This is a genomic window from Sphingomonas sp. Ant20, assembly GCF_000783375.1.
GTDB classification, from domain to species: Bacteria; Pseudomonadota; Alphaproteobacteria; order Sphingomonadales; family Sphingomonadaceae; genus Sphingomonas; species Sphingomonas aerolata.
The window spans coordinates 1-24,544 of sequence record NZ_JRVI01000036.1 but is presented as its reverse complement, the minus strand read 5'-3'; the positions used below and the strand labels follow the sequence as shown (position 1 = coordinate 24,544).

Below are 24,544 nucleotides of genomic sequence, written 5' to 3'. Positions count from 1 at the left end.
CCCCGCGCCCGAAGTCGTCGCGCAGGCAGAGGCCCAGTTCGCCCGATTGGACGCCGACGGCGACGGCATCGTGACCGCCGCCGAACGCCACGCGGCGCGCGAAGCGATGCGCGACCGTCGCGAGGCCCGGATGGCGGCACGCGGCAAGACGCTCCCGCCCGAGCGCGCAGGCATGGCGGACGGCAGGAAGGGCCAGATGATGCGCGGCAGGCGCGGCGGCGATGACGGCGTGCTCACACGCGCCGAATTCATCGACCGTGCCGGGCAGCGTTTCGACCGGATGGACGCCAATCATGACGGACGGCTCGACGCGGGCGAGCGGCCCGATCGCCGTGCGATGCGCCATGGTCGCGGGCACCGGATGGACCGGCCGGGCGGCGACACCGATCAGTAATCCGCCCCCCTGCCCCTGCGTGCCGGACGGTCTGCGATCGTCCGGCGCTTCCTTTGGACACGCACCATGCTAGACGTCGCCCCCATGGGAGACATGCCGCATCTGTTGCTCGTCGATGACGAGCGTTCGATCCGCGAGCCGCTGGCCGCCTATCTGACCAAGCAGGGATTTCGCGTCACGCAGGCCGGCGACGCGGAAGCCGCGCGGACGCGGCTGACCGCCTATGCGATCGACCTCGTCATCCTCGACATCATGATGCCGGGCGAGGACGGGCTGAGCCTGTGCCGCCACATCGCCGCGACCAGCGACGTGCCGGTCATCCTGCTGACCGCGCGCGCCGAGGAAACCGACCGGATCGTCGGGCTGGAAATGGGCGCCGACGATTATGTCGTGAAGCCTTTCTCGCCGCGCGAACTCGCGACGCGGGTGAAGGTCGTCCTGCGCCGCGCCACCGCGGGCGGCGCACGTCAGCATGCGCCCGAGGCCAATTCCTACGCCTTTGCCGGCTGGGTTCTGAAATCGGGCGAACGCGCGCTGGTCGACCGCGAAGGCGTGTCGGTGCCGTTGTCGACCGGCGAGTACAACCTGCTGCTCGCGCTCGTCACGCGACCGCGCCAGGTCCTGACCCGCGACCAGCTGCTCGATCTGACCCAGGGGCGCGAGGCCGCCGCGTTCGATCGCGCGATCGACAACCAGGTCAGCCGGCTGCGTCGCAAGATCGAGGCGGATGCCAAGACGCCCGAACTGATCAAGACGGTCTGGGGCGGCGGCTATACGCTGGCGGCAGAGGTCATCCGCCTGTGATCGCGCACCCGTGACGGCGTCCCGGCCCTGGCCGCGCAGTCTGGCAGGGCAGATGGCTCTGCTGATCGCACTCGCCCTGTTCGTCGCGCAGGCGATCAATTTCGGGCTCATCCTTCGCGACCGGACCGAATTCCGTCTCGCCCAGGCGACGCGACCGGTGGCGACCCGGATTGCCGATGCGCTCGAACGCGAGGCGCATGCCGGGCGACCGCTGACCGCCGACCGCGGCCGGGTCCGTCGCCTCACCGCCAATCCGCTCGCCCCCTTCGCCTATCAGCGGCATCCGGAGGTCGCGGCGGAACTCCGTCGCCAGCTTGCCGACCAAGGGCTGACGGTGGGCCGGATCGATACCGGTCTGCGCCCGGTTTCCGACGACGATGCCGGGTCCCGGCGGCGGGAGGGTCGTCGCAACGCCGACCGGCGGGGCGACCTGCAGGGCCCCACGCTGGTGATCGCGGTCGAACAGCCGGGCCGCGGGTGGCTGGCGATCACCGCGCCGTGGCCGCAGCCGGGTTGGCGGCTGCTGTTCGCACTGTTGAGCCAGACCGCGATCCTGTACGTCATCGTGCTGTTGCCGGTGCTGTGGATCGTCCGGCGGATGTCGCGCCCGTTGCGCGATCTGCGCGCTGCGGCGGAGGCGTTCCGGCCGGGCGAGCCGGGTATCGCGCTGTCGGTTCGCGGCCCCGACGACGTCGCCGCGCTGGTCGGCGCATTCAACGCGCTGCGGCTGCGCGTCACCGCGATGCTCGACGAGAAGGATCGGATGCTCGGCGCGATCGGCCATGACCTGCGCACGCCGCTGGCAGCACTGCGTGTTCGTATCGAATCGGTCGAGGACGACACCGATCGCACGCGGATGGCGGACACGATCGCCGAGATGAACCGCACGCTCGACGACATCCTGTCGCTTGCCCGGCTCGGCCGTCCGAGCGAGCCGCCGACCGATGTCGATCTGGCGGCGCTGGTCGACGCGGTGGTCGAGGATTTCCGCGATATCGGTGACAATGTGACGTTCGTCGAGGCGGGGCGGCTGCGGATGCACTTGCGCCCCTCGCTGATCCGACGTGCAGTTCGCAACCTGATCGAGAATGCGGTCAAATATGGTGTTTCGGCGGAGGTCCGCGTCGAGGCAGATGCGCATCGCGTCGCGATCGTCGTCGCCGATCAAGGACCCGGGATCCCCGAGGATCGCATGGGCGACGTGTTCGACGCGTTCACCCGGCTGGAAACGTCGCGCAATCGTGAGACCGGTGGCATCGGACTGGGCCTCGCGCTCGCCCGCGCCATCATCCGCGAGGCCGGCGGCGAGATCCGCCTCGTCAACCGCACCGGTGGCGGCCTGGACGCGATCATCGAACTCCCGCGCTGAGGCGTAGCCGGGCGCACACGTCCACCCAAAACCCGTCATCCTGGGCTCGACCCAGGATCCAGAGCCACGCATGCTGCGACATTGGGCTCTGGATCCTGACTTTCGTCAGGATGACGGAGGTTGTGAAGCCAGCGGGCCGAAGCCCCTAGTCCTCGACGATCTGGCTGTTCGTCCGCGTATCCTTCATCCGCAGATACACGATCAGCGACACCGCGATCATGCCGGTTACATACCAGTAGAAGCCGCGCTCGAACCCGGAATCCTTGAACTTGAGTGCGACATATTCGGCGGTCCCGCCGAACAGCGTGTTGGCGAGCGCGTAGGGCAACGCCACGCCCAGCGTACGGATATGCGCGGGAAACAGCTCGGCCTTCACGACCGCATTGATCGAGGTGTAGCCCGTCACGATCAGCAGCGCCGCCATCACGAGCAACCCCGCATAGACCGGGTTGGTCGCCGTCTCGAGCGCAGTGAAGATCGGATAGGTGAACAGCACGCCTGCAATGCCGAACGCGATCATCAGCGGCTTGCGGCCGACCCGATCCGACAGCCCGCCCGCGATCGGCTGGAGCAGCATGAACACGAACAGCGTCGCGGCATTGATCTGGCTCGCCACCTCACGGCTGAAGCCGCTCGTGTTCACCAGGAACTTCTGCATGTAGATGGAGTAGGCATAGAAGGCGAGCGTGCCGCCTGCCGTCAGCAGCATCACCGTCATCGTCTCGCGCGGATGCTTGGTGATCAGCTGGAGGAAGCCCGACTTGGGCTTGCCGTCGCCCGCCTCGGACTTGGCATTCTCGAAGCTCTGCGTTTCGGCCAGCCCGCGACGAATGTAGAACACCACCACGGCCAGGACCGCACCGATCGCGAACGGAATGCGCCAGCCCCAGGAATCGAGTGCCGCCTCGCTCATCGTCGACTGGAGCACCAGCAGCACGCAGATCGCGAGCAGCTGTCCCGAGATCAGCGTGACATACTGAAACGACGAGAAGAACCCGCGGCGATCCTTGCCCGCCATCTCGGTCAGATACGTCGCCGACGCGCCATATTCACCGCCGACCGACAGCCCCTGCATCAGGCGTGCGATCACCAGCATGATCGGCGCGAACACGCCAATCGTTTCGTAACCCGGCGTACATGCGATGATCAGCGAGCCTGCGCACATCAGCGTCACCGCGACGGTTAGCCCCGCCTTACGGCCGTGGCGATCCGAATAGACCCCCATGATCCACGCGCCGATCGGACGCATCAGGAACCCGACGGCGAAGATCGCCGCCGCGCTCAGCAGCTGCGCGGTGCGATCCGTCGACGGGAAGAAATGCGGTGCGAAGTAGAGCGTGAAGGCGGAATAGACGTACCAGTCGAACCATTCGACGAGATTGCCGGTCGATCCGCCGATGATCGCTTTCAGGCGCGTTTTCTGATCGGGGGCCATTATTTCGCGTCCTGTGCGGCTTGGGTTGGGGCAAAGCCGCGCTTCTTGAGCAACGCGTTCACATCCGGGTCGCGACCGCGAAAGGCGCGATACGCCTCGGCACGATCGGTCTCGTTACCCGTCGACAGCAGGAGCCTTGCGAACTTGTCCGCGGTCGGCTTGTCCCAGGGGCTGCCCGCCTCCTCGAACGCAGCGAACGTGTCCGCGTCCATCGTTTCGGACCAGAGATAGCTGTAATAGCCCGCCGAATAGCTGTCGGACGAGAACAGATGCTGGAACTGCGGCACGCGGTGCCGCATCACCAGCTGCTTGGGCATGCCGATTTCGGCGAGGGTCGTCGCCTCGAATTTGTCCGGGTCGATCACGCCATTGGCCACGGTGTGGATCTTCATGTCGACAATTGCCGACGACAGATATTCCGCGGTGGCAAAGCCTGGTTGACGTCCGTGACTTCTCGATCTTGTCGAGCAGGTCCTGCGGCATCGCCGCCTTGGTCTGGTAATGCCGCGCATATTGTCGAGCACGTCGCGAGTGAGCAGCCAATGCTCGTTCACCTGGCTCGGATATTCCACGAAGTCGCGCGGCGTCCCTGCAAGGCCCGGATACTGGACGTCCTGCAGCATCGCGTGGATCGCATGACCGAATTCGTGGAACAGCGTCTGCGCATCGTCGAGGCTGATCAGGATCGGCTCGCCGGGTGCGCCCTTGGCGAAATTGTTGTTGTTCGACGACAGCACCAGCTGCGCCGGGGCCAGCCCGCGCTGCCCGCGATAGGTGTTCGCCCATGCGCCCGATCGCTTGCCCGTCCGGGCAAAATCGTCGCGGTAGAACAGCCCGACATCCTTGCCGGCCTTGTCCGTCACGCTCCACACACGCATGTTCGGCTCGAACACCGGCACCGTGCCGGTGATCTCCTTGAAGTTCAGCCCGTACAGCCGGTTGGCGGCGTAGAGCGATCCCTGGATGATATTGCCGAGCTCGAAATACGGCTTGAGCTGCGCCTGGTCGAGATCGTAGCGGCTCTTGCGGACCTTCTCCTGATAGAAGCGGTAATCCCAGGGCTCGATCGTCAGCGACGCGCCGGCGATCTTCTGCATGTCGGCGACTTCCTCGGCGACGCGCCCCTTGGCGGCGGGCCAGACACGCATCATCAGGTCCATCGCCGCGGCGGGCGTCTTGGCCATCGTGTCCTGCATCCGCCAGTCGGCATGCGTCTTGAACCCGAGCAGATGCGCGCGGTCTGCACGCAGCTTGACGATCTGCGCGATCGTCGCGTTCGTGTCGTTGGCATCGCCGTTATCGCCGCGATTGACGAACGCGCGCCACACCTTCTCACGCAGGGCGCGGTTGGTCGCGTAGGTCAACACCGGATCGACCGCCGAGCGCGTGTTGACGATCGCGAAGCCCGGCAGCTTGCGCTCAGCCGCCGCGGCCCTGGCGACCGCCTTCACGCTGTCGGGAAGCCCGGCCAGCTGCGCTTCGTCGGTGACCGAGATCGCCTTGCTTTCGTCGGCAAGCAGCTTCTCGCCAAAGGTCGAGAACTGCGTCGCGAGCTGCTGGTTATACTGAGACAGCTGCGCCTTCTGCGCATCGTTCAGTTTCGCGCCCTGGCGCACATAGCTGTCATAGATCCGCGTCACGAGCCGGATCTGCTGCGCGTCGAGGCCGCTCGAATTGCGCACGTCGTAGATCGCCTGGATCCGCGCGAACAGCGGCTTGTCGAACGTGATGGCATCCGACGCGGCGGAGAATTTGGGCGACCATTCGCGGTCGAGCTTCTGATAGGCGGGCGTGTTCATGTTGCCCGTCATCACGCCGAACAGCGTCATCACCTGCCCGTAGCGCTTGCCCGCGAGCTGCATCGGCACGATCGTGTTCGCGAAGGTCGGCTTGGCCAGGTTATCGGCGATCTTGCGATATTCGGCGGTGCGCTCGGCGAGCGTCGTCTCGAACGCCTGCGGGAACAGTTCGGGGCGAACCTTGTCCCAGGGCGGCACCCCGCCGGCGGGGCCGGTCCAGTCGGCAAGCAGCGGATTGGCGGAGGGCGCGACCGCGGTCTGCGCATGGTAGATGCTGACGCCATCAATGCGGCTGCACTGATTGCGAGGGGTAGAAAATGCACATGGTTCTCCCGGACGATGTTGACGCCATCATAGAGACAATGTGCAGATGCGGAACCCCGCGTGCCGCGGCGGCAGCCCCCGGCCCCCGCTGGCAGGCCGTGTCCGGGGCGCCAAAGGACCGGTCAGGCTGCCGGGCCCTAGACGTCGTCAGACGCCTCTGAATGCCCATCCATAGCGTTTGAAGGCGGGGACTGCTGTTCAGCCAGACGTGCCGCCTCGATCAGCCGGCGGCCCGTTTCGGCCGCCGCCGCGGGCGTCATCGCGATCGCCAGGCCATTGGGACCATCGAGCGTCACCTGCCCCTGCTCGGCCGCCGCTACGCCCGGCTCGTCCTCCGGCTTCAACCTGTCGTTCATGCAAAGGCTCCGGCGGGGGTGGCGCTCGTCCCGTAAAGATAGTCGGGATGAAATTCCCCAACACTCGCCAGCCCGGCTGGATCCATGATCTCGACGGTATTTGCCCGGAATGTCACCAGCTTGCGCTCTCGCAGCAGGCGCAGCACGCGATTGACGTGGACGCCGGTGATGCCGCAGGCCTCCGCCAGATCGGGCTGGGTCATCGGCAGCGCGTAGCGGCCGTCCTTCGCCAAGCCGACCATCGCCAGTCGTGCGTAAATCTCGCAGAACAGATGCGCCACGCGGCCCTCGGCGCCGAGCCGCCCCATCCGGAAAATCCATTCGCGGTGCATCGCCGCATCGAGCAGCGTGCTGAACCAGAGCCGCTGCGTCAGATGCGGATGCCGTTCGGTGATCGTCTTCAGCGTCTCATGTTCGAACGTCGCGACCTTTACTGGCCCCAAAGTCGCGACGTCATGATCCAGCCGCTTCATCGGGAAGGCGTGAAGATCGACAAAATCCCCCGGGATATGGACGGCGACGAGCTGCCGCAGACCATCCCGATCATCCATGTAACGGCAGATGAACCCTTCGAGCAGCAGTGTGCTCGTCTGGACGGGCTGGCCGGCACGCACGAGGCGATGGCGCGGCGGCAGCGACCTTACCTCGCGACGCTGTCCTCCAGGATCTGCTTTTCCTGTGCGCTCAGGTCCTCGCGGCCTCGGCCCAGCAAAATTTTTCCGTCAGCATGCCTGTTTCCCCACCGCAATACCGCGCACGTGACGCGCTCATCAGCGGATTCATATTGATCGAGATGAGTCAATCGCGTCGAAGGCGAAACAAAGCCGCCGCCCATCTGTTCCTCGTCGACCATGTATCAGCCGCAATCCCAAAACGACCATCCGCTCGCACGCGCGTTCATCGCGACGATCAAGGACACTGCCTTCCCGTGTGTCGGCGCCAAGTCGGCGCTGGCGAAGGGGCAGATGGACATCATCGTCGCGCGCGACCTTCGATCGGCATGGGACGATCTGCGCATCCTGCCGATGCTGGGCGACACGGTCCGCAAATATCACCAGGATCGCGCGATTTTCCGTACGCTCGTGGTGTTGTTCGAGGCCCGGCCGACAGTGCCACGCACCTGAGCGAAGAGGAATTCGAAGCGCACCTCTGGGCTCGGGCCCAGTCGCTGAGCGACAAGGACGCGTGGCTAGGCCATCGTCCCGATCCCTCGGTCAGCGCCGATCCCGACGATCCGCATTTTTCGTTGAGCTTTTCCGGCGAGGCGTTTTTTTCGTCGTCGGCCTGCACCCGCAGGCGAGCCGTCCCGCACGGCGTTTCGAGGCGCCGGCGATGGTGTTTAACCTCCACGACCAGTTCGAGGTGCTGCGGACGCAACAGCGCTACGACAAGCTGCGGACGTCGATCCTGGCGCGCGATCTCGAGCTGGCGGGGTCGATGAACCCGATGCTTGCGCGCCACGGCGAATCGAGCGAGGCACGCCAGTATAGCGGGCGGGTCGTCGATGATTCCTGGAAATGCCCGTTCAAGCGGAGCAGTGCACATGGTTGAAACGATCAGCCCCCGGTCGGGGACAGCCTTCACGCTCGATCGCGGCCAGACGCTGACCGTGATCGATCCCGAGGGCCGGCAGGTCGCCGATCTTCTGGCTTATAGCCGCGCCGACACGCGCGAGGTGATTTCGTCGGGGCGGACGCTGGACTATGCCAGCCGGCTCTATCTCACCACGGGCGACCGGCTCTATTCGAACCGCAGCACCGTGATGCTCGACATCATCGCCGATGATGTCGGCCGGCATGATTTCCTGCTGACGCCGTGTTCGAAGGAAACCTTCGCGATCATCTACGGCGACACCGATCCGCACCGGGGCTGCTTCGGCAATCTCGCGGCGGCGCTCGCGCCTTATGGTATCGAGCCGGATGCGATCCCGGTCGCGTTCAACTGCTTCATGAACGTGCCAATCGATGGCAAGACTGGGGCGTTCACGGTTGAACCACCGCTCAGCCGTGCCGGCGACACCGTCACATTCCGCGCGGAGATGGACCTGATCATTGGCTTAACGGCCTGTTCCGCGCTCCAGTCCAATGGCGGCGCGTTCAAACCGATCCAGTACCGGATCGACTGACGCCGTCTGCCCTTTGGCGCCGAAACGCTGAGGGTGCGCTTACAACAAGGCGTCGAGCAGTCCGATCAACGGCCGGTCGGCAGGTGGCATCGGCAGGTCGTGCATGTCCGCCGGGCGGACCCAGCGCAATGCGGATGCCTCCAGTGCGCGCGGCACGCCGGTCCATTTGCGCGTGATATACAGCAGCAGGAGCAGATGCCGGTCGTCGAGCGGCGCACTGGCGAAGGCGGCGGGGGCAAGACAGGCCTGCGGCACGGTTATCGCCAGTTCCTCTTCGAGTTCGCGGATCAGGGCGGCTTCGGGCGTCTCGCCCGGCTCGACCTTGCCGCCCGGAAACTCCCACAGCCCGGCGAGCGAGCGGCCCTCGGGGCGCTGCTGTAGCAGGACGCGGCCGTCCGCATCGACCAGCGCGGCGGCGACGACCGGCAACAAGTAAGCGACTTTGGTCATTCGTTAATCTCCGCGCTGTATAGGCCACGCCATGAAGCCGAAGCTGATCGTCGTAAAGACCATGCGTCGCAAGATCCGCGCCGCTGCGGCCGCGCTCATCACCGACCGGCGCGGCGCTACCGCAGTCGAATACGGCCTTATTCTTGCGCTCGTCGTTCTCGGCATGATTGCCGGACTCGTCTATCTTGCTGATGGCACCACGGCGCTCTGGGGTATGCTGCACAACCGAGTGGCTAACGCGCGCTAACCATAGCAAAAATCCGCCCGTTTAAGCTTTTCTCAATGGGTCACGTCTAGTCACGAAATTGCTGATCCGGTGTAGCCCCGGGCGGCCGGGTGACTGATGCTTTTAACGATGGAGACCGGAATGCAGACGCTTCGGAAAATTTTCAAGAATACCAAGGGCGCAACCGCAATCGAGTACGGCCTGATCGCCGCGCTGATCGCCGTCGCAGCCATCGCCGCGATGCAGGGCCTGGGTGGCAGCCTGAACAAGACGTTCAACAACGTCTCGACCAAGCTGAACGGCTCGACGACCTGATCTGCTCGGTCCCAGGATCGAAACGAAACGCATAGGGCGGCGGATCTTCGGATCCGCCGCCCTTTCGTTGTCGGGCTCAGAGACGGCCCATCTTGAGGAACTTGGCCTGGCGCTCCTTGCGCAGCTCGACCGGCGACAAAGGAACGAGCGAGTCGAGTGCATCCGTCAGCGCGCTGCCCAGCGCGTCGATCGCCACCGCGCGGTCACGGTGCGCGCCACCCAGCGGTTCGGGGACGATCGTGTCGATCACGCCGAACGCCTTTAGATCCTGCGCCGTGATGCGCATCGCCTCCGCGGCCTCGGCCGCCTTGTCCGCGGTACGCCACAGGATCGACGCACAGCCTTCGGGGCTGATCACCGAATAAATGGCATGTTCGAACATCAGCACGCGGTTGCCCGCCGCCAGCGCGACCGCGCCACCTGATCCGCCCTCGCCGACGATCGCCGAGACGATCGGCACGCCTGCGTTCAGGCAGGCTTCGGTCGACCGGGCGATCGCCTCCGCCTGTCCGCGCTCTTCAGCCTGGATGCCGGGAAACGCCCCCGACGTGTCGACCAGGGTTACGATCGGCAGGCCGAAACGGTCGGCGAGTTCGACGAGGCGGATCGCCTTGCGATAGCCCTCGGGCTTGCCCATGCCGAAATTGTGCCGCAGCCGGCTCGCGGTATCGTCGCCCTTCTCATGGCCGAGCACCATGATCTTGCGGCCGCGGAACGTTGCAAATCCCCCCAGGATCGCCTGGTCGTCGCCGAACGCCCGGTCACCGGCGAGCGGCATGAATTCCTCGAACAGCGCGGCCACATAATCCTTGAAGTGCGGCCGCTCGGGATGGCGCGCGACCTGCGTCTTCTGCCACGGCGTCAACCGGGCGAAGGTGTCCTTCAGCAGCTTGTCGGATTTCGCCTGCAACCGCATGATATCGGCGGACAGATCGAGATTGCCATCGCTGGCGGTCTCACGAAGTTCGTCGATCCGCCCCTGCAGTTCGGCGATGGGTTTCTCAAAGTCGAGGAAGCTTGGCATCCGCGTCGGTTACGGGGCGCGCGCCGGAACGTCAACGTGAGGTCGCGTGCTCAGGATCGGTCAGGGGGTGGCGGGTGTTGACGAGCTCGATCAGTTTGCTCGCCTCGACATGCGTATAGATCTCCGTCGTCGCGATATCGGCATGCCCGAGCATCGCCTGTAACGCCCTCAGATCGGCGCCCCCCGCGAGCAGATGCGTCGCGAAGGCGTGGCGCAGGACATGCGGGCTGACGCGGTCGGGGGGCACCCCCGCCTCTGCGGCCAGCGCCTTGACGATCTGGTACAGGCGAATCCGTGACAAATGCCCCTTGCCGGAGGGGAACAGCCAGGGCTGATCCGCCGCGACATGCGTGCGCCACAGCGCGACGGCGGCACGCGCCCGGTCCGAGATCGGCACGAGCCGCTCGCGCCCGCCCTTACCGCGCAGGATCAGGAACGGCCGGTCGGGATGCACTGCGGCGCGTGGCAGGCTGACGAGTTCGGTCGCTCGCAGCCCCGATCCGTAAAGCAGTTCGATCAGCGCGGAGAGCCGCAGGTCGGCCGGATCCATCGGATCGCGCGCCACGCGCTCGACGATCGCGGCGAACAACCGGTCGACATCGGCATGACTGAGGATCTTCGGCAAGGGCCGTGCCGTGCCCGGCCGCGGCAGTGCCTTGCCTGGATCGTCACTGCGATGCCCTTCGTCGGCGAGAAATCCGAAGAACCGTCGCAAGGCTGCAGACTTGCGGCCGACCGTCGCGCGCGACAGGCTGCTCCAGCTGTCGGCCAGCCGCCCCAGCGCATCGCCGTCCGCGCGGGCCAGCGCGCCCTCGACGACGCGTGATGCGAGCATGAGATCGCTGCGATACGCCGCGATCGTGTTCGGCGCAGCGCCCGATTCCGCCGCCATCATCTCGAGGAACCGCTCGATCAGCGCCCGGTCGCTCGCCGCCGGCGGCGCGCGCTCGACCGCATTTGCCCCGGCGACCGCATCGGTCATGATCGCAACCGCGTCACGCGCGCGCGATTGCCTCGGCCGCGATCATACGCGCCTCGCCCTCGAGACCCACGGCGCGCAACGCGGCGACGATCCGGTACAAGGCCTCGGGCGGCATGCCGTGCCAGCTGGCGGTCTGCATGCCCGTCGCCGCGAGCAGCGCGACCGTCCCCGTCTGGCCGGCACGCGCCGCCTTGTCGAGCGCGCGCGTCCAGCCATTCTCGGTGCCGATCGGAACCGCCAGCGCCTGCGCCGCGCGTCGATATCGCCCGCGCTCAAACGGCCGAGACCGGCCAGTCCGGCGAACAGCAGACGCTGCTTCAGGGCCGAATCGCCCCGACCACCGCTATAGGCCGCAAGATCGCCATAGCTCAGGCGACCGGTCGCATCGGGATCCGCCAGCGCGATCATCGCCCAGCCATCGCCCCCCTTGGCGACCGTGCCACGCCAGCGCGCCGCCGTCCGGTCGAGCCCCGCGGACAGCATCGCGGCGACCATCCGGTCCGCATCGCGTTCGCCATTTGCGGGCGGGATCCGTGCCGCCGCCCGCGCGGTCAGCACCATCCGGGCATAGGACGGCCAAGCATCTTCCGCCTTGCCCCAGATCGATCGCAGCGCGGTCATCCGCTCTTCGGCATTGCGGTCGGCATAGGCGGTACGCAGGTCCTGCACGGTCGCGGCCACCGCGCTCTGCACGCTGTCGTCCGCCTCCGCCGCCGCATAGAGATCGACCAGCGCTGCGCTCGACAGCACGCCTTGCGCCGCGGCGGCATCCGCGGCGGGCAGGCGGTCGGCGATCGTCATCGCAGGCGACAGCGCGCGCCAATAGGTCGCCTGGACGCCCACGGTACGGTACAGCGCATCGGGAACGGCGACGCCGGTCGCCATCGCCAGGCCGAACCGCCACGAGGTCAGCTGGTCGACCGAATCCCATTCGATCGTGACCGCCTGACGCCCCTGCCCGCCCGCGCCGACGACCTTCTGCGCAAGCAGCATGTCGACGCCCGACGCGACGTTGCGGCGCCGTGCCGCGGTGATCAGCGTGCCGGCCTGGGTCGGCGATCCCGAAAGCCCCGCGCACATCGCCTGCGCCATCGTCCAGCCACGCGCTGGCGCGCGTTGCATCGCGCCCTCGACGAGCGGGCACAGTGCCCCCGGATCGCCCGCGGCGAGACCGGCATTCATCGCCACCTGATAGAGTTTGGGCGTGTAATTGCCGGTATCGACGCCCTGCACCACCGCACGCGCGGCGACGGATTCGCCCATGCGCAGCAACAGCCAGGCACGCTCGGCGGCGAAATCCGCGCCGTTGACACCGACCGGGGTCTCGACCCGCGACACGAGCGCCCGTCGCAACAGGATCGACATCCAGCGCGACGGGAGCGGCGCGCTCAACCGCCGCATCAGCGTCTCGAGATAGGGGCCCTCGGCATCACCGAACGCGTCGGCCGCAAGACCGCCCTCGCCGGGGCCGATCGGCCCCACACGGTCGAGTGAACGCCGCGCCGAGGCCGGCATCTCATATTGCGCGAGTACCGCCGGATCGATCGGTGGCGGCGTGTCAGCGGCAGGCGTCGCCGTCAGCGGCGCAATGCTGCCATCAGGTGCGGGTAGCGGCTGGATCGTCGCCATCCCGGCCGGCGGCGCCGGAACGGGAGCGCCGGGGGACGCGGTCGGGCCCGAAGACGGGGTCGTCGGTGCGGACCGGGCTGGTGCCTGTCCGGGCGGCTGGGACTGCGTCGGGTTGGCGGACGGGGGAGTCCGCCGCGGTGCAGGCGCCGGTGTTGGCGTCGTGTCACCGAAACCGGGCGGCAGAAGTGATTCCGGTCGGTCCTGCCCGATCGCCGGCGCGAGCGCGGCAAGGCTGCAGGCGGCGGCGAGCGCCGCCAGCGTGACCTTAGGACAGGTTCGCAAGCGTCACGGCCTTCTCGACTTGCGTCTGCGGGCGCTCCGTGGCGCGTCCGGCGAGCAGGAACAACCCACCGACGACGACGACCAGGATAACGACGACCGAGACTATCAGGCGGGACATACGCAAAACCTTGTAAAAGACTGATAGGACATTGGTGACGGATGCGAATAGGCATGCGGATGCCGTTTCCCCCCGCGCAGTGCCGCTGTATAGCGCGGACCGCGATGTTGCAAAGCCACAACCCGATTGCCCCCTGGAGCGGCCCCCCGATCGTGCTCGTCGGCCTGATGGGCGTGGGCAAGACCACCGTCGGCCGCCGCCTCGCGCACCGCTTGCGGCTGCCCTTCGTCGACGCCGATCACGAGATCGAGGCCGCGTCCGGCATGAGCGTGAGCGAGATCTTCGCCAAATATGGCGAAGCCTATTTCCGTGACGGCGAGCGCCGCGTGATCGCGCGGCTGATCGACGGCACACCGAAGGTCATCGCGACCGGCGGCGGCGCGTTCATCAATGACGAGACTCGCAGCCTCATCCTCGCCGAAGCCACCGCGATCTGGCTCAGCGCGCCGCCCGAGATCCTCGTCGAACGCGTCGGGCGTCGCAACACCCGCCCGCTGCTGCGCAACCGCGACGCGGGTCAGGTGCTTGCCGAGCTCGCTCGCGTCCGCAACCCGATCTACGCCAAGGCGCATATCCATATCGCGAGCAACAAGGCGCCGCACGAGGCGACCGTCGCCTCCATCCTGAAAGCCATCGGCCTATGACCGTCATCACCGTGAACCTGGGCGCACGGACCTATCCGATCCACATCCAGGCAGGGTTGCTCGAGGATGCCGGCGATCATCTGGCGCCGCTCGCGCGCGGTCGGACGATGGCGATCGTCACCGACGAGAATCTGAGCGGCCATCTGGCGACGCTGCAGGCGTCACTCACGGCGCACGGCGTCGCGAGCGAGGCGATCGTGCTTTCGCCCGGCGAGGGATCGAAGAGCTGGGCGACGCTGGAACGGCTGTGCGACCGCCTGCTCGACATCGGCATCGAGCGCGGCGATCACGTCGTCGCGCTTGGCGGCGGGGTGATCGGCGATCTCGTCGGCTTTGCCTGCGCCATCCTCAAGCGCGGCTGCCGCTTCGTCCAGATCCCGACCACGCTGCTCGCGCAGGTCGACAGTTCGGTCGGCGGCAAGACCGCGATCAACACGCGTGCGGGCAAGAACCTGATCGGCGCCTTCCACCAGCCGGCGATGGTCCTGATCGATCCGCAGGTGCTCGACACGCTGCCGATCCGCGAGCTGCGCGCGGGCTATGCCGAGGTGGTGAAATACGGGCTGATCGACGACCCCGCCTTCTTCGCCTGGTGCGAGACGAACGGCGCGGCATTGCTCGCCGGCGACATCGCACTCCGCGAATACGCCATCATCCACAGCGTGTCGGCAAAGGCGCGCATCGTCGCGGCCGACGAGCATGAGACGACCGGCACGCGCGCGCTGCTCAATCTGGGTCACACCTTCGGCCATGCGCTCGAGGCCGAGACGGGCTTCTCGCAGACGCTGATCCACGGCGAGGGCGTCGCGGCAGGCTGCGCATTGGCATTCCGCTATTCGGCGGCCCACGGACTGTGCCCGCGCGACGAGGCCGATCGGGTGGCGGCGCATTGGCGCGCGGTTCAGCTGCCCGACGGATTGGCCGGCGCGCATGTCGCCGCGGATGGCGCGACGCTCGTCGATCACATGCGCCACGACAAGAAGATGGCGGCGGGCACCCTGCCCTTCCTGCTCGCCCGCGGGATCGGCCGGACCTATCTCGACACGACCGTCGACCTCGCCGACGTCGCCGCCTTCCTCGACGCGGAGCCCCGCTGATGCCCAATGGCGTCGCCAAGCAGAACCTGCCGACGAAGATTTGCCCAGCCTGCGAACGGCCGTTCACCTGGCGCAAGAAATGGGCGCGAGACTGGGATTCGGTGATCTACTGCTCGGATGCCTGCCGCAAGAAGCGATAGCACAGCAGCACCGTCAGCTGCGCGCTGCGCTCCACGCCAGCCACAGCCAGCCGCCAATCAGCAACGCGCCGCCGATCGGCGTAATCGCACCCAACCAGCGCGGCGCCCCCAGCGCCATGGCGTAGAGCGTCAGCGCAAAGATCGCCGCACCGATGACGAACAGCCATGCCGGCCCCCGCGCCTCCGTTCGCACCGCGACCAGCGCCGCGACGACATGGATCAGCTGATACTGCGCGCCCGTCTTCAACCACTCCACCGCGGGACCGCTTGCACCGTGCGCACCGAACGCGCCCGCCGCGACCGCGATGGCGCCCGACAGCGCCGCCAGAACTGCGAGCATCATTGTGGATCATTCCCCCATGGAAAGCGCTGCGCGGTCTCGGTGCGCGCCGCACGAATGTCGCCGGCGGCGATCTGGATGCGCAACCGCTCCTTGTCGCGCGCCCGGTACGCTTCCTCCGCGCGATCGATCTCGGCCGGCGCAACGCCGAGCCCACGTAGCGCCAGCCGCGCCATCTTGACCGCCGATTCGAGAACCTCGCGAACGACATAGGTCGCCGGGCCGTTCTTCAGCTTGACGAGCGTGCGGCGATCGAACGCGCGGACATAGATCTCGGCCTTGGGAAACGCCTCGTGAATCGCCGCTATCGTCTCCGGCTCGATCTGATCGCCGTCGATGCACATGCAGATGAGTTCGGCGTCCGCCGCCCCCGCCTGGCGCAACAGGTCGAGCCGGGTGCCGTCGCCGTAATAGACCTTGGCGCCGAACTCGCCTGCAATGTCGATCATCTCGATATCGGTATCGATCAGCGTGACCGGGATGCCCTGTGCCAGCAGCATCTGACCGACCGTCTGCCCGAACCGGCCATAGCGACGATGATCGCATTGGCGCCATCGGCGACCGGACCCTCCCGATCGGTGCCCGGTGCAATCGGCTCGGTCCGGAACCGGCGGGTAATCCCCATCAGGAACGGGGTCGTCGCCATCGACAGCGTGATGATCGCGCCGAACAGGCTCGCTGCTTCCGGATCGATCAGCAGCCCCGCCTGGGCCTGTGCGAACAGCACGAAGCCGAATTCGCCGCCCTGGCTCAGCAACAGGCCGAGCGCGAAGGCCTGCCGCCAGGTCATCTTGAACGCCATGCCGATCGCCATGATCACGCCGGTCTTCGTCGCGATCAGCGCCGCGGCCATCGCCAGCACGAACAGCGGCCGCTCGGCGATCGCGCCGAGATCGAGCAGCATGCCGACCGCGAGGAAGAACAGTCCGAGCAGAATCGATCGGAACGGCTCGACATCGGCCTCAAGCTCATGCCGGTACGGACTGTCCGCGAGCATCACGCCGGCGATGAACGCGCCGAGCGCGGTCGACAGGCCGAGCCATTCCATCACTGCGGCGCTGGCGATGACCGTGAACAGGCCGGCGAACACGAACATCTCGCGCTCGCCCATATTGCCGATCAGCCGGAAGAACGGCCGCAACAGGAACCGCCCGGCGATGATCAGCCCGACGACCGCGGCGACCGTGTAGAGCGCTAGCAGCCATCCAGGCGGCGCATTCGCATCGGCGGGATTGCGGCTCATCGCCGCAACGATCGTGATCAGCGGGACGATCGACAGATCCTGAAACAGCAGGATCGAGAAGGCGCGCTCGCCAAAGGGCGTCCGCATCCGCCCCGAGGATTGCAGCATCGGCAACACCTGCGCGGTCGACGACAGCGCGAGCGGCAGTCCTAAGGCGAGCGCGGCGGGCAGCGAGAAGCGCGCGCCGAGCCACACGATCGCGGTGATCGCCAGACCGCAGGCAACCACCTGCATCAGGCCCAGACCGAAGATTTCATGCTTCATCCGCCACAGCCGGCTCGGGTTGAGCTCGAGCCCGACGATGAACAGCAGCAACGTGATACCGAGTTCGGCAAACCCGAGCTTGGCCTCCGCGTCACCCACCAGCCCCAGGACATGCGGCCCGACGACCGCCCCCGCGACGAGATAGCCCAGCGTCGCGCCGAGGCCGATCCTTCGGAACAGCAGTACGAACACCAGCCCGAAGCCGAGCAGGACCACCCCGTCGCGCAAGAGCGACGTCGGCGTGCCGTCATGCATCAGACATCGGTCCCGGCAGACGCGCTCGCAGGGGCCGTGACCGACACCTCCGCATGACCCGACGCATTGTTAGCCGCGGCCTCGGCCGCCTCCGCCGCCGCTTCGAAAGCGAGGCGGATCGACGGATGCCGCGCGGTATAGTCGAGTGCGGGTGCGAAGACATCCATCCCGGGCCAGTCGGGCGCATCGCCGGTGCGCGCGAGCCAAGCGGTGATCGCATCGCGTGCCGCCGCCAGCTCCGCAGGCGTCCGCCCGACGATGCTCGAGGCGAGCAACGACGAGGACGCCTGACCCAACGCACAGGCGCGCACCAGCAACCCAACCGCGGCGACGCGCCCATCCGCGCCCATATCAACGTCCACCGTCACGCGGCTGCCACAGATCGGCGAGCGGCGTTCCGCAGTCGCCATCGGCGCGGTCAGGCGCTCATGATACGGAATCGACGCGGCAAGACGCAGGATCTCGGCATTGTAGAGTGGGGCGTTCATGGGGTCGGCTCACTTGCGGTATCGGATCGGGAAACGTTCGGCTTCGTGCCGAACACCGGTTTGCCGCGACGGCGGCGATCGACGAAATCGGCAATGCTCGCGCTCGTCGCATTGAGCAGCGGATAGGTGCGCGAGCGGGTCATCCATTCGGGCCGCCGCGCCGCACCGCCACTCATCGTGTCGATCACCAGCGTCGCCAGCAGGAAGACGAGGCTTGCGAGGATCAGTCCCTTCAGCGCCCCGAACCCGAATCCGAGCGCGCGATCGACCGGTCCCAGGATCGAAGTCCGCGTCCGCGCGCCGATCGCGTTGGCGACGAGCCGCCCGCCGATATAGGTCAGCCCGGTGATAAGCGCGAAGGCGAGGACCGCTGCGCCGCTAACCGTCCCGATGACCGGCGTCAGCGCGGCCGCGACGGGGATGTGGAACAGCTTGAGCATCGCCACCATCGCGACCCAGGCGAACATCGAAAGCACCTCGGTCACGAACCCGCGAATCAGGCCGAGTACGGCGGCGCCGGCAACCGCGAGCAGGACGATGACATCGAGGGCGGTGAGGTTCATGATCTCTGGAATAGGGACGAGCGCCGCGAACCGCTAGTGCAGCCGCACGAACCGCCCGTTCATCGCCACCCCGCGGTCGCCCGCCCCGACGCCGGACGCCTCGCCCCGCCTCATCCCCGCCCGAGCATGTGGTCGACGAACGCGGCGAGCGTCTTGAACCCCGATAGCCGCATGCCGCTCTTCTCGTCGCTCATCGACGCGGGGACCAGCGCGCGCTCGAACCCAAGTTTGCTCGCTTCCTTCAGCCGCAGCGGACCGTGCGCGACCGGCCGGATCTCGCCCGACAAGGCCACCTCGCCGAACGCGACCGCATCGACCGGTACGGGACGCTCCGCCATCGCCGATATCAGCGCCGCGGCGACCGCGAGATCGGCGGCGGGATCCTGCACGCGGTACCCACCGGCAATGTTGAGATAGACCTCGGCCGACGAGAAGCTCAGCCCGCACCGCGCCTCGAGCACCGCGAGGATCATCGCCAGCCGCCCCGAATCCCATCCGACCACCGCGCGCCTGGGCGTCGCGCCGCTCGCCAGCCGCACCGTCAACGCCTGGATCTCGACCAGCACGGGTCGCGTCCCCTCCAGCGCCGGGAACACCGTCGCGCCGGTCATCGCGTCGTCGCGCGTCGTCAGGAACAGCGACGATGGGTTGCCGACCTCGGCCAGCCCCTCGGTCTGCATCGAGAAGACGCCGATCTCGTCGGTGCCGCCGAAGCGGTTCTTGATCGCGCGCAGGATCCGGTACTGGTGACTGCGCTCGCCTTCGAAGCTCAGCACCGTGTCAACCATATGCTCGAGCACGCGCGGCCCCGCGATGCTGCCGTCCTTGGTCACATGGCCGACCAGCACGACCGCGGTCCCGCGCTCCTTGGCGAACCGGATCAGCTCCTGCGCCGATGCCCGCACCTGGCTGACCGTACCGGGTGCGCCTTCGATCAGGTCGGAATGCATCGTCTGAATCGAATCGATCACCAGCATCGCCGGCGGTCTTGTCTGCAATGTCGTCAGGATGTCGCGCGTCGAGGTCGCCGCCGCGAGTTGCACGGGCGCATTGCCGAGCCCGAGACGCCGCGCGCGCAGCCGGACCTGGTCCGCCGCCTCCTCGCCCGAGACATAGGCCACCGACTGGCCGGCAAGCGCCATCTTCGCTGCCGCCTGCAACAGCAAGGTCGACTTGCCGATCCCGGGATCGCCGCCGATCAGCGTCGCCGATCCTTCGACAAATCCCCCGCCCAGTGCGCGGTCGAGCTCGGCGATACCGGTCGCCATCCGGTCCGGCAGCTTGATCTCCGCATCCAGCCCGACAAGCTGGATCGCACGGCCGCCGGTCTGCAGATTGTGCTTCGAATGAAACGGCGTCGCGGCGGTATTAGCCTCCTCGACCAGCGTGTTCCACTCGTGGCAGTCGGCGCATTGCCCGGCCCAGCGCGATGCGACCGAACCGCACGCCTGACACACATACCGTTTCTGAATTTTCGCCATCGCCGCGGTGTAGCCAGATAGGAACGATAAGGGAACAGCGATCACCCGCGCCGCGAAACGCCACCGCCTCGGCGACAGAGGATTGTCTGGCGCTAACCGACGGGCAACGCTATCCGCCCGAGCGATGCAGCCGACCGACCTCCGCGTGGCCCTGTTTAGCGGCAACTATAATTACGTCCGCGATGGTGCGAACCAGTCGCTGAACCTGCTCGTCGGCCATTTGCTGTCGCGTGGCGTCAAGGTGCGGGTCTATTCGCCGACGGTCGCGGAGCCCGCCTTCCCCGCGATCGGCGATCTGGTCGACGTGCCCGCGATCCCGCTGGTCGGCGGACGCGGCGAATATCGCGCCGCACTCGGGATCACGCCGCGCGTCCGCCGCGACATTGACGCGTTCGCCCCCAATATCGTCCATGTCTCGGCGCCCGAGTTTCTCGGCCATGCCGCGGTCGCCTATGCGCGCAAACGCGACATCGCGACCGTCGCCTCCTTCCACACCCGGTTCGAGACCTATTTCCGCTATTACCGGCTCGGCTTCCTCGAGCCGATCGCGAAGAAGCGGCTGACGCGCATCTACAATCGCGTGGAAGAGGTCCTGGTGCCTGGACCCAGCATGGCCGAGCTGCTCCGCGGCTGGGGCGTGAAGTCGTCGATCGGCATCTGGTCACGCGGTATCGATCACGCGCGGTTCGACCCGGCGCGCCGCGACACGGCCTGGCGCCGGTCGCTCGGCATCGCCGACGACGAGATGGTGGTCGGGTTTCTCGGCCGGCTGGTCAAGGAAAAGGGCCTCGACGTCTTTGCGGACGTGGTCACTGAACTGCGCCGCCGCGGCGTGCCGCACCGTGTCGTCGTCGTCGGCCAGGGTCCTGCGCGCGACTGGTTCGCGGGCCATGTCCCCGAGGCCGTGTTCGCCGGCTTCCAGTCGGGCGACGCGCTCGGACGCGCAGTCGCGTCGATGGACGTGTTCTTCAACCCGAGCATCACCGAGACCTTTGGCAACGTGACGCTCGAGGCGATGGCGGCGGGCGTGCCCGTGGTCGCCGCGCGCGCGACCGGCGCGGTCGACCTGATCGAGGACGGCACGACCGGCTTCCTCGTACCACCCACCGATATCGGCGCCTATGCGGATGCGATCGGCCGGATCGTGTCGGATCCCGCGCTCCGGCAGTCGATGGGCGAAGCCGGGCACGCCAAGGCCGCGGGCTATCGCTGGGACACAATTAACCAGACGGTGCTCGACACCTATTCCGCGGTGATGGCGCGCCGCACCGGTGATTGAATGCGACGCGCGGCCGTCCGGTTACGCGTCTACCCAATCGAACGTCAGCGGCGCCTCGCGAAACGCGAACCGGTCGAGATGGCTCGACACCACGTCGCGCATCCGTTCGACATCCCCGCCCTCGGGCACCGTCAGCGCGACGTCGAGCGTCTGGCTGTCCGCGCGCATTTCGAGCACCGCGCCACCCGGAAACGCGATACGCCCCTCCTCTTCGGTGAAGCGCACCTCCATCTTGTGGCTCCAGTGCTTGGCGAGCTGCTGGAGATACCGGCTGGCCGATTGCGTCGGCACGCGTGCGACCGACACGCTCACTTCACGCGCTCGATCTTCTGGACGACCTCGTCGATCAGCGCCGCCACCTGGTGCGCCGCCTCTTCCGAGAACCCGTCGCCGAGCAGCCGGTCCTGCACCGCATGGCGCAGATTGCCCATCGCGCGCCGGATCGGAGCGCGATCCGCACGTTCGCGATGCTCGCCGACCGCCGCCAGCCGCGCCATCAACGCCGCGACCTGCTCAGCATTCTCGTCGAGATGCGTGGTGCCGGCCGGCGTGATCGCAAAACGCTTCTTCGCGCCTTCGGACTGCTGCTCCTCGATCAGCCCCATCTCGTCGAGCAGCGTGATCGTCGGATAGACCACGCCCGGACTCGGCGCATAGGCCCCCCCCGGTCAGATCCTCGATCGCGCGGATCAGGTCATAGCCGTGGCGCGGTGAGTCGGCGATCAGCCTGAGCAGGACGAGGCGCAGTTCGCCCGCGTCGAACATCCGCCGCTGCCGTCCGCCCCCCGGCCGCTCACCCTCACCCGGCCCCCAGGCGAAGGCGAAGCGCCCGCCGCCCCGGCCGCCGCCATAGCCGCCGCCCATCGCGGCATGGTGTCCGTCACGATGACCGCATCCACGGCCGTGCATGTGCATGAACATTCGAATCTCCTGTCGAGCGCATCTCGATACGAACAAGATATATCTTATACAGCGCTTGGCAAGATCCCTCAAGATATATCTTTTGCATGTCTTGGGCAGGAGACGCGTCATCAGCTAGCGGAACGGGAGGCCAGGCCCAGGGTGGCACAGTCGTCCGTATCGACTACATTGCGAGCATGGCCGACCTTTTCGCGGGTTTCGAACCCGCCGCCCCACCCGACGCGCATCCCGAAAAACGCACCGCTCGCTGATCGCCTGCGTCCGCGGACGCTCGACGAGGTCGTTGGGCAGGATCACATCACCGGCGCAGGCGGGGCGATCGGGCGGATGGTGGCGGCGGGACGGCTGTCGTCGATCATCCTCTGGGGACCGCCCGGCACCGGCAAGACGACGATCGCGCGCCTGCTCGCCGACGCGGTCGATCTGCGGTTCGTCGCGATCTCCGCGGTCTTCTCGGGCGTGGCCGATCTGAAAAAGGCGTTTGCCGAAGCCCGCGACCACGCGCGACTGGGCAAGCGTACGCTGTTGTTCGTCGACGAGATCCACCGCTTCAATCGCGCGCAGCAGGACGGGTTTCTTCCTTATGTGGAAGACGGCACGGTGACGCTGGTCGGCGCGACGACGGAAAACCCGTCCTTCGAGCTCAATGCAGCACTGCTCAGCCGTGCGCAGGTGCTGATCCTCGAGCGACTGGGACGCGGCGCGCTTGAGCTGCTGCTGACCCGCGCGGCGACGCTGATGGACCGCCCGCTCCCACTCACGCCCGAGGCGACCGATGCGCTGATCGCCAGCGCAGACGGCGATGGACGGTTCCTGCTCAACCAGGCCGAGACGCTGTTTTCGGTCGACCTGCCCGAACCGCTCGATCCGGCGGGGCTGTCGAACTTTCTCCAGCGCCGCGTCGCGGTGTACGACAAGGATCGCGAAGGGCATTACAACCTCATCAGCGCGCTGCACAAATCGATACGCGGCAGCGATCCGCAGGCGGCGCTCTATTATCTCGGGCGGATGCTTACCGCGGGCGAGGAACCGCTGTTCCTGCTGCGCCGCCTGACGCGCGCCGCGGTCGAGGATATCGGCCTCGCCGATCCCCAGGCGCTGGTCCAGTGCATCGCCGCCAAGGACACCTATGATTTCCTCGGCAGTCCCGAAGGCGAACTCGCGATCGCCCAGGCCTGCGTCTATCTCGCCACCGCGCCCAAATCGAACGCGGTCTACAAGGCGCAGAAGGCAGCCTGGAAATCGGCGCGCGAGACGGGGTCGCTGATGCCGCCCGCCGCAATCCGCAACGCCCCCACCAAGCTCATGCGCGATATCGGCTATGGCAAGGGCTATGCCTATGACCATGATGCCGAGAATGCCTTTTCGGGGTCGGACTATTGGCCCGATGAGATGACGCCGCAGACCTTCTACGCGCCGACCGACCGCGGGTTCGAAAAGCGTATTGCCGAGCGCCTCGCCTGGTGGGACGAACGCCGGCAGGCCAAGGACGCCTAGCCCCGCATGAGTGACTGGAAGACGATCGAATCCCCCGCGCCTCGCCGGGTCGATGCGCCCTGTTTGCGTCTTCGATGACCCCCGATCACTTCGCGCAGTTCGTCGCGATCGACTGGTCCGGCGCGAAGGGACAGCGGCACAAGGGGATCGCCGTTGCGATCTGTGGCCGTGATCACGCCGCCCCGACGCTTGTCCCCGCGCCGGACGGGATCTGGTCACGCCAGGCGGTGCTCGACTGGCTGGTCGCACGCCGCGATTTGCCGTTGCTTGCCGGCTTCGACTTCAGCTTTTCCGCCCCCTTCGTGACCCGTGGTGCGCATCTGCCCGGTGAACCGCCGACCGCCGATGCCCGCGCGCTCTGGGCGATGGTCGACGCGCAGAGCGACGATGCCGATCTCGGCGCGGCATCGTTCATCGAGCGCCGCCGCGGCACGCATTTCTATCTCGGCGCGGCGGACGGGACCAAGGCGGATTTCCTGCACTGGCGTCGGTGCGAGATGCCGGACGACGGCAGCCGCAAACCTTCGACCGTGTATGACGCGATCGGCGCGGCGCAGGTCGCCAAGGCGAGCTTTGCCGGGATGCGCCTGCTGCACCGTCTCGACGGGCGGATCCCGGTCTGGCCGTTCGATGCCCCGCCGCGATCGGGCGCCGCGATCGTCGAAATCTATACCAGCATCGCCGCGCGCGCCGCGGCGGC

The 24,544-nt window shown here is 67.1% G+C and carries 27 protein-coding genes and 5 pseudogenes; 15 read left to right on the top strand and 17 right to left on the bottom strand.

Translation table 11 applies throughout. The features are described 5' to 3' along the window. From NI18_RS06965 to NI18_RS06955, 3 genes and pseudogenes are all read left to right on the top strand, one after another. A pseudogene (locus NI18_RS06965) lies at positions 1 to 394 on the top strand (hypothetical protein); the annotation flags it as partial. 84 nt (positions 395 to 478) lie between these two features. Then, a complete protein-coding gene (locus tag NI18_RS06960) occupies positions 479 to 1,198 on the top strand; it encodes a response regulator (RefSeq protein ID WP_031395033.1) in 720 nt (239 codons plus the stop codon). A 52-nt stretch (positions 1,199 to 1,250) separates the two neighbouring features. Further along, positions 1,251 to 2,567, top strand: coding sequence for a HAMP domain-containing sensor histidine kinase (locus tag NI18_RS06955; RefSeq protein WP_081874133.1), 1,317 nt, complete (start codon positions 1,251 to 1,253; stop codon positions 2,565 to 2,567). Positions 2,568 to 2,712: 145 nt separating this feature from the next. Here the strand turns inward: NI18_RS06955 and NI18_RS06950 are convergent, their stop codons facing one another. From NI18_RS06950 to NI18_RS27890, 5 genes are all read right to left on the bottom strand, one after another. Next, positions 2,713 to 4,002 carry an MFS transporter gene (locus tag NI18_RS06950; protein WP_037529016.1) on the bottom strand — a complete coding sequence of 430 codons (1,290 nt, stop codon included), beginning with the start codon at positions 4,000 to 4,002 and terminating at the stop codon, positions 2,713 to 2,715. Then, positions 4,002 to 5,999 carry a M3 family metallopeptidase gene (locus NI18_RS06945; protein WP_084215076.1) on the bottom strand — a complete coding sequence of 666 codons (1,998 nt, stop codon included), beginning with the start codon at positions 5,997 to 5,999 and terminating at the stop codon, positions 4,002 to 4,004. The genes NI18_RS06950 and NI18_RS06945 overlap by 1 nt, the downstream gene beginning before the upstream one ends. A gap of 263 nt (positions 6,000 to 6,262) precedes the next feature. Continuing rightward, positions 6,263 to 6,481, bottom strand: coding sequence for a hypothetical protein (locus tag NI18_RS06940; RefSeq protein WP_037529014.1), 219 nt, complete (start codon positions 6,479 to 6,481; stop codon positions 6,263 to 6,265). Then, entirely contained in the window at positions 6,478 to 7,095 is a 618-nt protein-coding gene (locus NI18_RS06935) for a Crp/Fnr family transcriptional regulator (RefSeq protein WP_347574816.1), read from the bottom strand. The genes NI18_RS06940 and NI18_RS06935 overlap by 4 nt, the downstream gene beginning before the upstream one ends. Before the next feature lie 26 nt (positions 7,096 to 7,121). Further along, positions 7,122 to 7,334, bottom strand: a complete 213-nt coding sequence (locus NI18_RS27890) for a hypothetical protein (RefSeq protein ID WP_347574815.1) — start codon at positions 7,332 to 7,334, stop codon at positions 7,122 to 7,124. On the opposite strand from NI18_RS27890, the gene NI18_RS27885 reads away from it, so the two are divergent. From NI18_RS27885 to NI18_RS06925, 4 genes and pseudogenes are all read left to right on the top strand, one after another. Continuing rightward, on the top strand, positions 7,333 to 7,605 hold the full coding sequence (locus NI18_RS27885) for a YqcI/YcgG family protein (protein WP_347574814.1): 273 nt from the start codon (positions 7,333 to 7,335) through the stop codon (positions 7,603 to 7,605). The genes NI18_RS27890 and NI18_RS27885 overlap by 2 nt on opposite strands. Further along, a pseudogene (locus NI18_RS27880) lies at positions 7,530 to 7,700 on the top strand (hypothetical protein); the annotation flags it as partial. The gene NI18_RS27885 and the pseudogene NI18_RS27880, both read left to right, overlap by 76 nt. Then, the gene (locus NI18_RS27875; protein ID WP_347574813.1) at positions 7,667 to 8,032 is read left to right on the top strand and encodes a YqcI/YcgG family protein; all 366 of its coding nucleotides are present in this window, start codon (positions 7,667 to 7,669) and stop codon (positions 8,030 to 8,032) included. The pseudogene NI18_RS27880 and the gene NI18_RS27875, both read left to right, overlap by 34 nt. Beyond that, positions 8,025 to 8,606, top strand: coding sequence for an urea carboxylase-associated family protein (locus NI18_RS06925; RefSeq protein WP_037529011.1), 582 nt, complete (start codon positions 8,025 to 8,027; stop codon positions 8,604 to 8,606). Before NI18_RS27875 ends, NI18_RS06925 begins: the two co-directional genes overlap by 8 nt. A gap of 39 nt (positions 8,607 to 8,645) precedes the next feature. Here the strand turns inward: NI18_RS06925 and NI18_RS06920 are convergent, their stop codons facing one another. Further along, positions 8,646 to 9,056 carry a (deoxy)nucleoside triphosphate pyrophosphohydrolase gene (locus NI18_RS06920; protein ID WP_037529009.1) on the bottom strand — a complete coding sequence of 137 codons (411 nt, stop codon included), beginning with the start codon at positions 9,054 to 9,056 and terminating at the stop codon, positions 8,646 to 8,648. A 61-nt stretch (positions 9,057 to 9,117) separates the two neighbouring features. Between NI18_RS06920 and NI18_RS06915 the strand changes: the two genes are divergently transcribed. Beyond that, positions 9,118 to 9,303, top strand: coding sequence for a Flp family type IVb pilin (locus tag NI18_RS06915; RefSeq protein WP_031396230.1), 186 nt, complete (start codon positions 9,118 to 9,120; stop codon positions 9,301 to 9,303). Between the two features lie 120 nt (positions 9,304 to 9,423). Next, complete coding sequence (locus NI18_RS06910; RefSeq protein WP_031396231.1) at positions 9,424 to 9,597, top strand: Flp family type IVb pilin; 174 nt, start codon at positions 9,424 to 9,426, stop codon at positions 9,595 to 9,597. 76 nt (positions 9,598 to 9,673) lie between these two features. Here NI18_RS06910 and NI18_RS06905 read toward each other — a convergent pair whose 3' ends face one another. The 4 genes from NI18_RS06905 to NI18_RS26615 are packed head-to-tail and all read right to left on the bottom strand — an operon-like array spanning position 9,674 to position 13,632. Next, positions 9,674 to 10,621 (bottom strand): acetyl-CoA carboxylase carboxyltransferase subunit alpha, encoded by a 948-nt coding sequence (locus NI18_RS06905; protein WP_037529007.1) that lies wholly within the window; start codon positions 10,619 to 10,621, stop codon positions 9,674 to 9,676. A gap of 31 nt (positions 10,622 to 10,652) precedes the next feature. Then, the gene (locus tag NI18_RS06900; RefSeq protein ID WP_052149045.1) at positions 10,653 to 11,603 is read right to left on the bottom strand and encodes a tyrosine-type recombinase/integrase; all 951 of its coding nucleotides are present in this window, start codon (positions 11,601 to 11,603) and stop codon (positions 10,653 to 10,655) included. A gap of 42 nt (positions 11,604 to 11,645) precedes the next feature. Then, positions 11,646 to 13,514 carry a hypothetical protein gene (locus NI18_RS06895; protein WP_347574812.1) on the bottom strand — a complete coding sequence of 623 codons (1,869 nt, stop codon included), beginning with the start codon at positions 13,512 to 13,514 and terminating at the stop codon, positions 11,646 to 11,648. Beyond that, positions 13,498 to 13,632, bottom strand: coding sequence for a hypothetical protein (locus NI18_RS26615; RefSeq protein WP_260171443.1), 135 nt, complete (start codon positions 13,630 to 13,632; stop codon positions 13,498 to 13,500). The genes NI18_RS06895 and NI18_RS26615 overlap by 17 nt, the downstream gene beginning before the upstream one ends. Before the next feature lie 104 nt (positions 13,633 to 13,736). Here NI18_RS26615 and NI18_RS06890 point away from each other — a divergent pair, with 104 nt between their 5' ends. From NI18_RS06890 to NI18_RS23105, 3 genes are read left to right on the top strand one after another with little or no spacing between them, the layout of a single operon-like run. Then, entirely contained in the window at positions 13,737 to 14,276 is a 540-nt protein-coding gene (locus NI18_RS06890) for a shikimate kinase (RefSeq protein ID WP_031395245.1), read from the top strand. Continuing rightward, the gene (aroB, locus tag NI18_RS06885; protein ID WP_031439606.1) at positions 14,273 to 15,373 is read left to right on the top strand and encodes a 3-dehydroquinate synthase; all 1,101 of its coding nucleotides are present in this window, start codon (positions 14,273 to 14,275) and stop codon (positions 15,371 to 15,373) included. The genes NI18_RS06890 and aroB overlap by 4 nt, the downstream gene beginning before the upstream one ends. Continuing rightward, entirely contained in the window at positions 15,373 to 15,513 is a 141-nt protein-coding gene (locus NI18_RS23105) for a DUF2256 domain-containing protein (RefSeq protein ID WP_081874135.1), read from the top strand. The genes aroB and NI18_RS23105 overlap by 1 nt, the downstream gene beginning before the upstream one ends. A 13-nt stretch (positions 15,514 to 15,526) precedes the next feature. On the opposite strand, the gene NI18_RS06880 is transcribed toward NI18_RS23105, so the two are convergent. The 5 genes and pseudogenes from NI18_RS06880 to radA form a co-directional block, all read right to left on the bottom strand. Next, positions 15,527 to 15,856: a DUF423 domain-containing protein gene (locus NI18_RS06880; protein WP_031439607.1), complete on the bottom strand. Its 330-nt coding sequence runs from the start codon at positions 15,854 to 15,856 to the stop codon at positions 15,527 to 15,529. Next, positions 15,853 to 17,615 (bottom strand): annotated as a pseudogene (locus NI18_RS06875) (cation:proton antiporter). Before NI18_RS06875 ends, NI18_RS06880 begins: the two are co-directional and overlap by 4 nt. Further along, positions 17,615 to 18,103, bottom strand: coding sequence for an iron-sulfur cluster assembly scaffold protein (locus NI18_RS06870; RefSeq protein ID WP_037529006.1), 489 nt, complete (start codon positions 18,101 to 18,103; stop codon positions 17,615 to 17,617). The pseudogene NI18_RS06875 and the gene NI18_RS06870 overlap by 1 nt, the downstream one beginning before the upstream one ends. Next, on the bottom strand, positions 18,100 to 18,666 hold the full coding sequence (locus NI18_RS06865) for a CvpA family protein (protein WP_031439610.1): 567 nt from the start codon (positions 18,664 to 18,666) through the stop codon (positions 18,100 to 18,102). The genes NI18_RS06870 and NI18_RS06865 overlap by 4 nt, the downstream gene beginning before the upstream one ends. 110 nt (positions 18,667 to 18,776) lie before the next feature. After that, a complete protein-coding gene (gene radA, locus NI18_RS06860; protein WP_031439611.1) occupies positions 18,777 to 20,147 on the bottom strand; it encodes a DNA repair protein RadA in 1,371 nt (456 codons plus the stop codon). 124 nt (positions 20,148 to 20,271) lie between these two features. On the opposite strand from radA, the gene NI18_RS06855 reads away from it, so the two are divergent. Next, entirely contained in the window at positions 20,272 to 21,426 is a 1,155-nt protein-coding gene (locus NI18_RS06855) for a glycosyltransferase family 1 protein (protein WP_037529004.1), read from the top strand. A 21-nt stretch (positions 21,427 to 21,447) separates the two neighbouring features. Here NI18_RS06855 and NI18_RS06850 read toward each other — a convergent pair whose 3' ends face one another. Together NI18_RS06850 and NI18_RS06845 are read right to left on the bottom strand one after the other, a co-directional pair. Next, the gene (locus tag NI18_RS06850) at positions 21,448 to 21,738 is read right to left on the bottom strand and encodes a DUF2218 domain-containing protein (RefSeq protein WP_037529002.1); all 291 of its coding nucleotides are present in this window, start codon (positions 21,736 to 21,738) and stop codon (positions 21,448 to 21,450) included. Next, a pseudogene (locus NI18_RS06845) lies at positions 21,735 to 22,290 on the bottom strand (PadR family transcriptional regulator). The gene NI18_RS06850 and the pseudogene NI18_RS06845 overlap by 4 nt, the downstream one beginning before the upstream one ends. A 233-nt stretch (positions 22,291 to 22,523) precedes the next feature. On the opposite strand from NI18_RS06845, the pseudogene NI18_RS06840 reads away from it, so the two are divergent. Both NI18_RS06840 and NI18_RS06835 read left to right on the top strand, forming a co-directional pair. Further along, a pseudogene (locus NI18_RS06840) lies at positions 22,524 to 23,844 on the top strand (replication-associated recombination protein A). Positions 23,845 to 23,918: 74 nt separating this feature from the next. Further along, positions 23,919 to 24,544 (top strand): hypothetical protein (locus NI18_RS06835; RefSeq protein WP_037529000.1); only part of this gene is annotated, 626 nt, incomplete at its 3' end.

Coding starts and splice junctions, on each gene's coding strand:
- NI18_RS23105 (WP_081874135.1), top strand. CDS start 15,373: ATGCCCAATGGCGTCGCCAAGCAGAACCTGCCGACGAAGATTTGCCCA.
- aroB (WP_031439606.1), top strand. CDS start 14,273: ATGACCGTCATCACCGTGAACCTGGGCGCACGGACCTATCCGATCCAC.
- NI18_RS06855 (WP_037529004.1), top strand. CDS start 20,272: ATGCAGCCGACCGACCTCCGCGTGGCCCTGTTTAGCGGCAACTATAAT.
- NI18_RS06960 (WP_031395033.1), top strand. CDS start 479: ATGGGAGACATGCCGCATCTGTTGCTCGTCGATGACGAGCGTTCGATC.
- NI18_RS06900 (WP_052149045.1), bottom strand. CDS start 11,603: ATGACCGATGCGGTCGCCGGGGCAAATGCGGTCGAGCGCGCGCCGCCG.
- NI18_RS27890 (WP_347574815.1), bottom strand. CDS start 7,334: ATGGTCGACGAGGAACAGATGGGCGGCGGCTTTGTTTCGCCTTCGACG.
- NI18_RS06950 (WP_037529016.1), bottom strand. CDS start 4,002: ATGGCCCCCGATCAGAAAACGCGCCTGAAAGCGATCATCGGCGGATCG.
- NI18_RS27885 (WP_347574814.1), top strand. CDS start 7,333: ATGTATCAGCCGCAATCCCAAAACGACCATCCGCTCGCACGCGCGTTC.
- NI18_RS06915 (WP_031396230.1), top strand. CDS start 9,118: ATGCGTCGCAAGATCCGCGCCGCTGCGGCCGCGCTCATCACCGACCGG.
- NI18_RS06865 (WP_031439610.1), bottom strand. CDS start 18,666: ATGAACCTCACCGCCCTCGATGTCATCGTCCTGCTCGCGGTTGCCGGC.
- NI18_RS06920 (WP_037529009.1), bottom strand. CDS start 9,056: ATGACCAAAGTCGCTTACTTGTTGCCGGTCGTCGCCGCCGCGCTGGTC.
- NI18_RS06905 (WP_037529007.1), bottom strand. CDS start 10,621: ATGCCAAGCTTCCTCGACTTTGAGAAACCCATCGCCGAACTGCAGGGG.
- NI18_RS06870 (WP_037529006.1), bottom strand. CDS start 18,103: ATGAACGCCCCACTCTACAATGCCGAGATCCTGCGTCTTGCCGCGTCG.
- NI18_RS06955 (WP_081874133.1), top strand. CDS start 1,251: ATGGCTCTGCTGATCGCACTCGCCCTGTTCGTCGCGCAGGCGATCAAT.
- NI18_RS26615 (WP_260171443.1), bottom strand. CDS start 13,632: ATGTCCCGCCTGATAGTCTCGGTCGTCGTTATCCTGGTCGTCGTCGTC.
- NI18_RS06910 (WP_031396231.1), top strand. CDS start 9,424: ATGCAGACGCTTCGGAAAATTTTCAAGAATACCAAGGGCGCAACCGCA.
- NI18_RS06940 (WP_037529014.1), bottom strand. CDS start 6,481: ATGAACGACAGGTTGAAGCCGGAGGACGAGCCGGGCGTAGCGGCGGCC.
- radA (WP_031439611.1), bottom strand. CDS start 20,147: ATGGCGAAAATTCAGAAACGGTATGTGTGTCAGGCGTGCGGTTCGGTC.
- NI18_RS06925 (WP_037529011.1), top strand. CDS start 8,025: ATGGTTGAAACGATCAGCCCCCGGTCGGGGACAGCCTTCACGCTCGAT.
- NI18_RS06890 (WP_031395245.1), top strand. CDS start 13,737: ATGTTGCAAAGCCACAACCCGATTGCCCCCTGGAGCGGCCCCCCGATC.
- NI18_RS06880 (WP_031439607.1), bottom strand. CDS start 15,856: ATGATGCTCGCAGTTCTGGCGGCGCTGTCGGGCGCCATCGCGGTCGCG.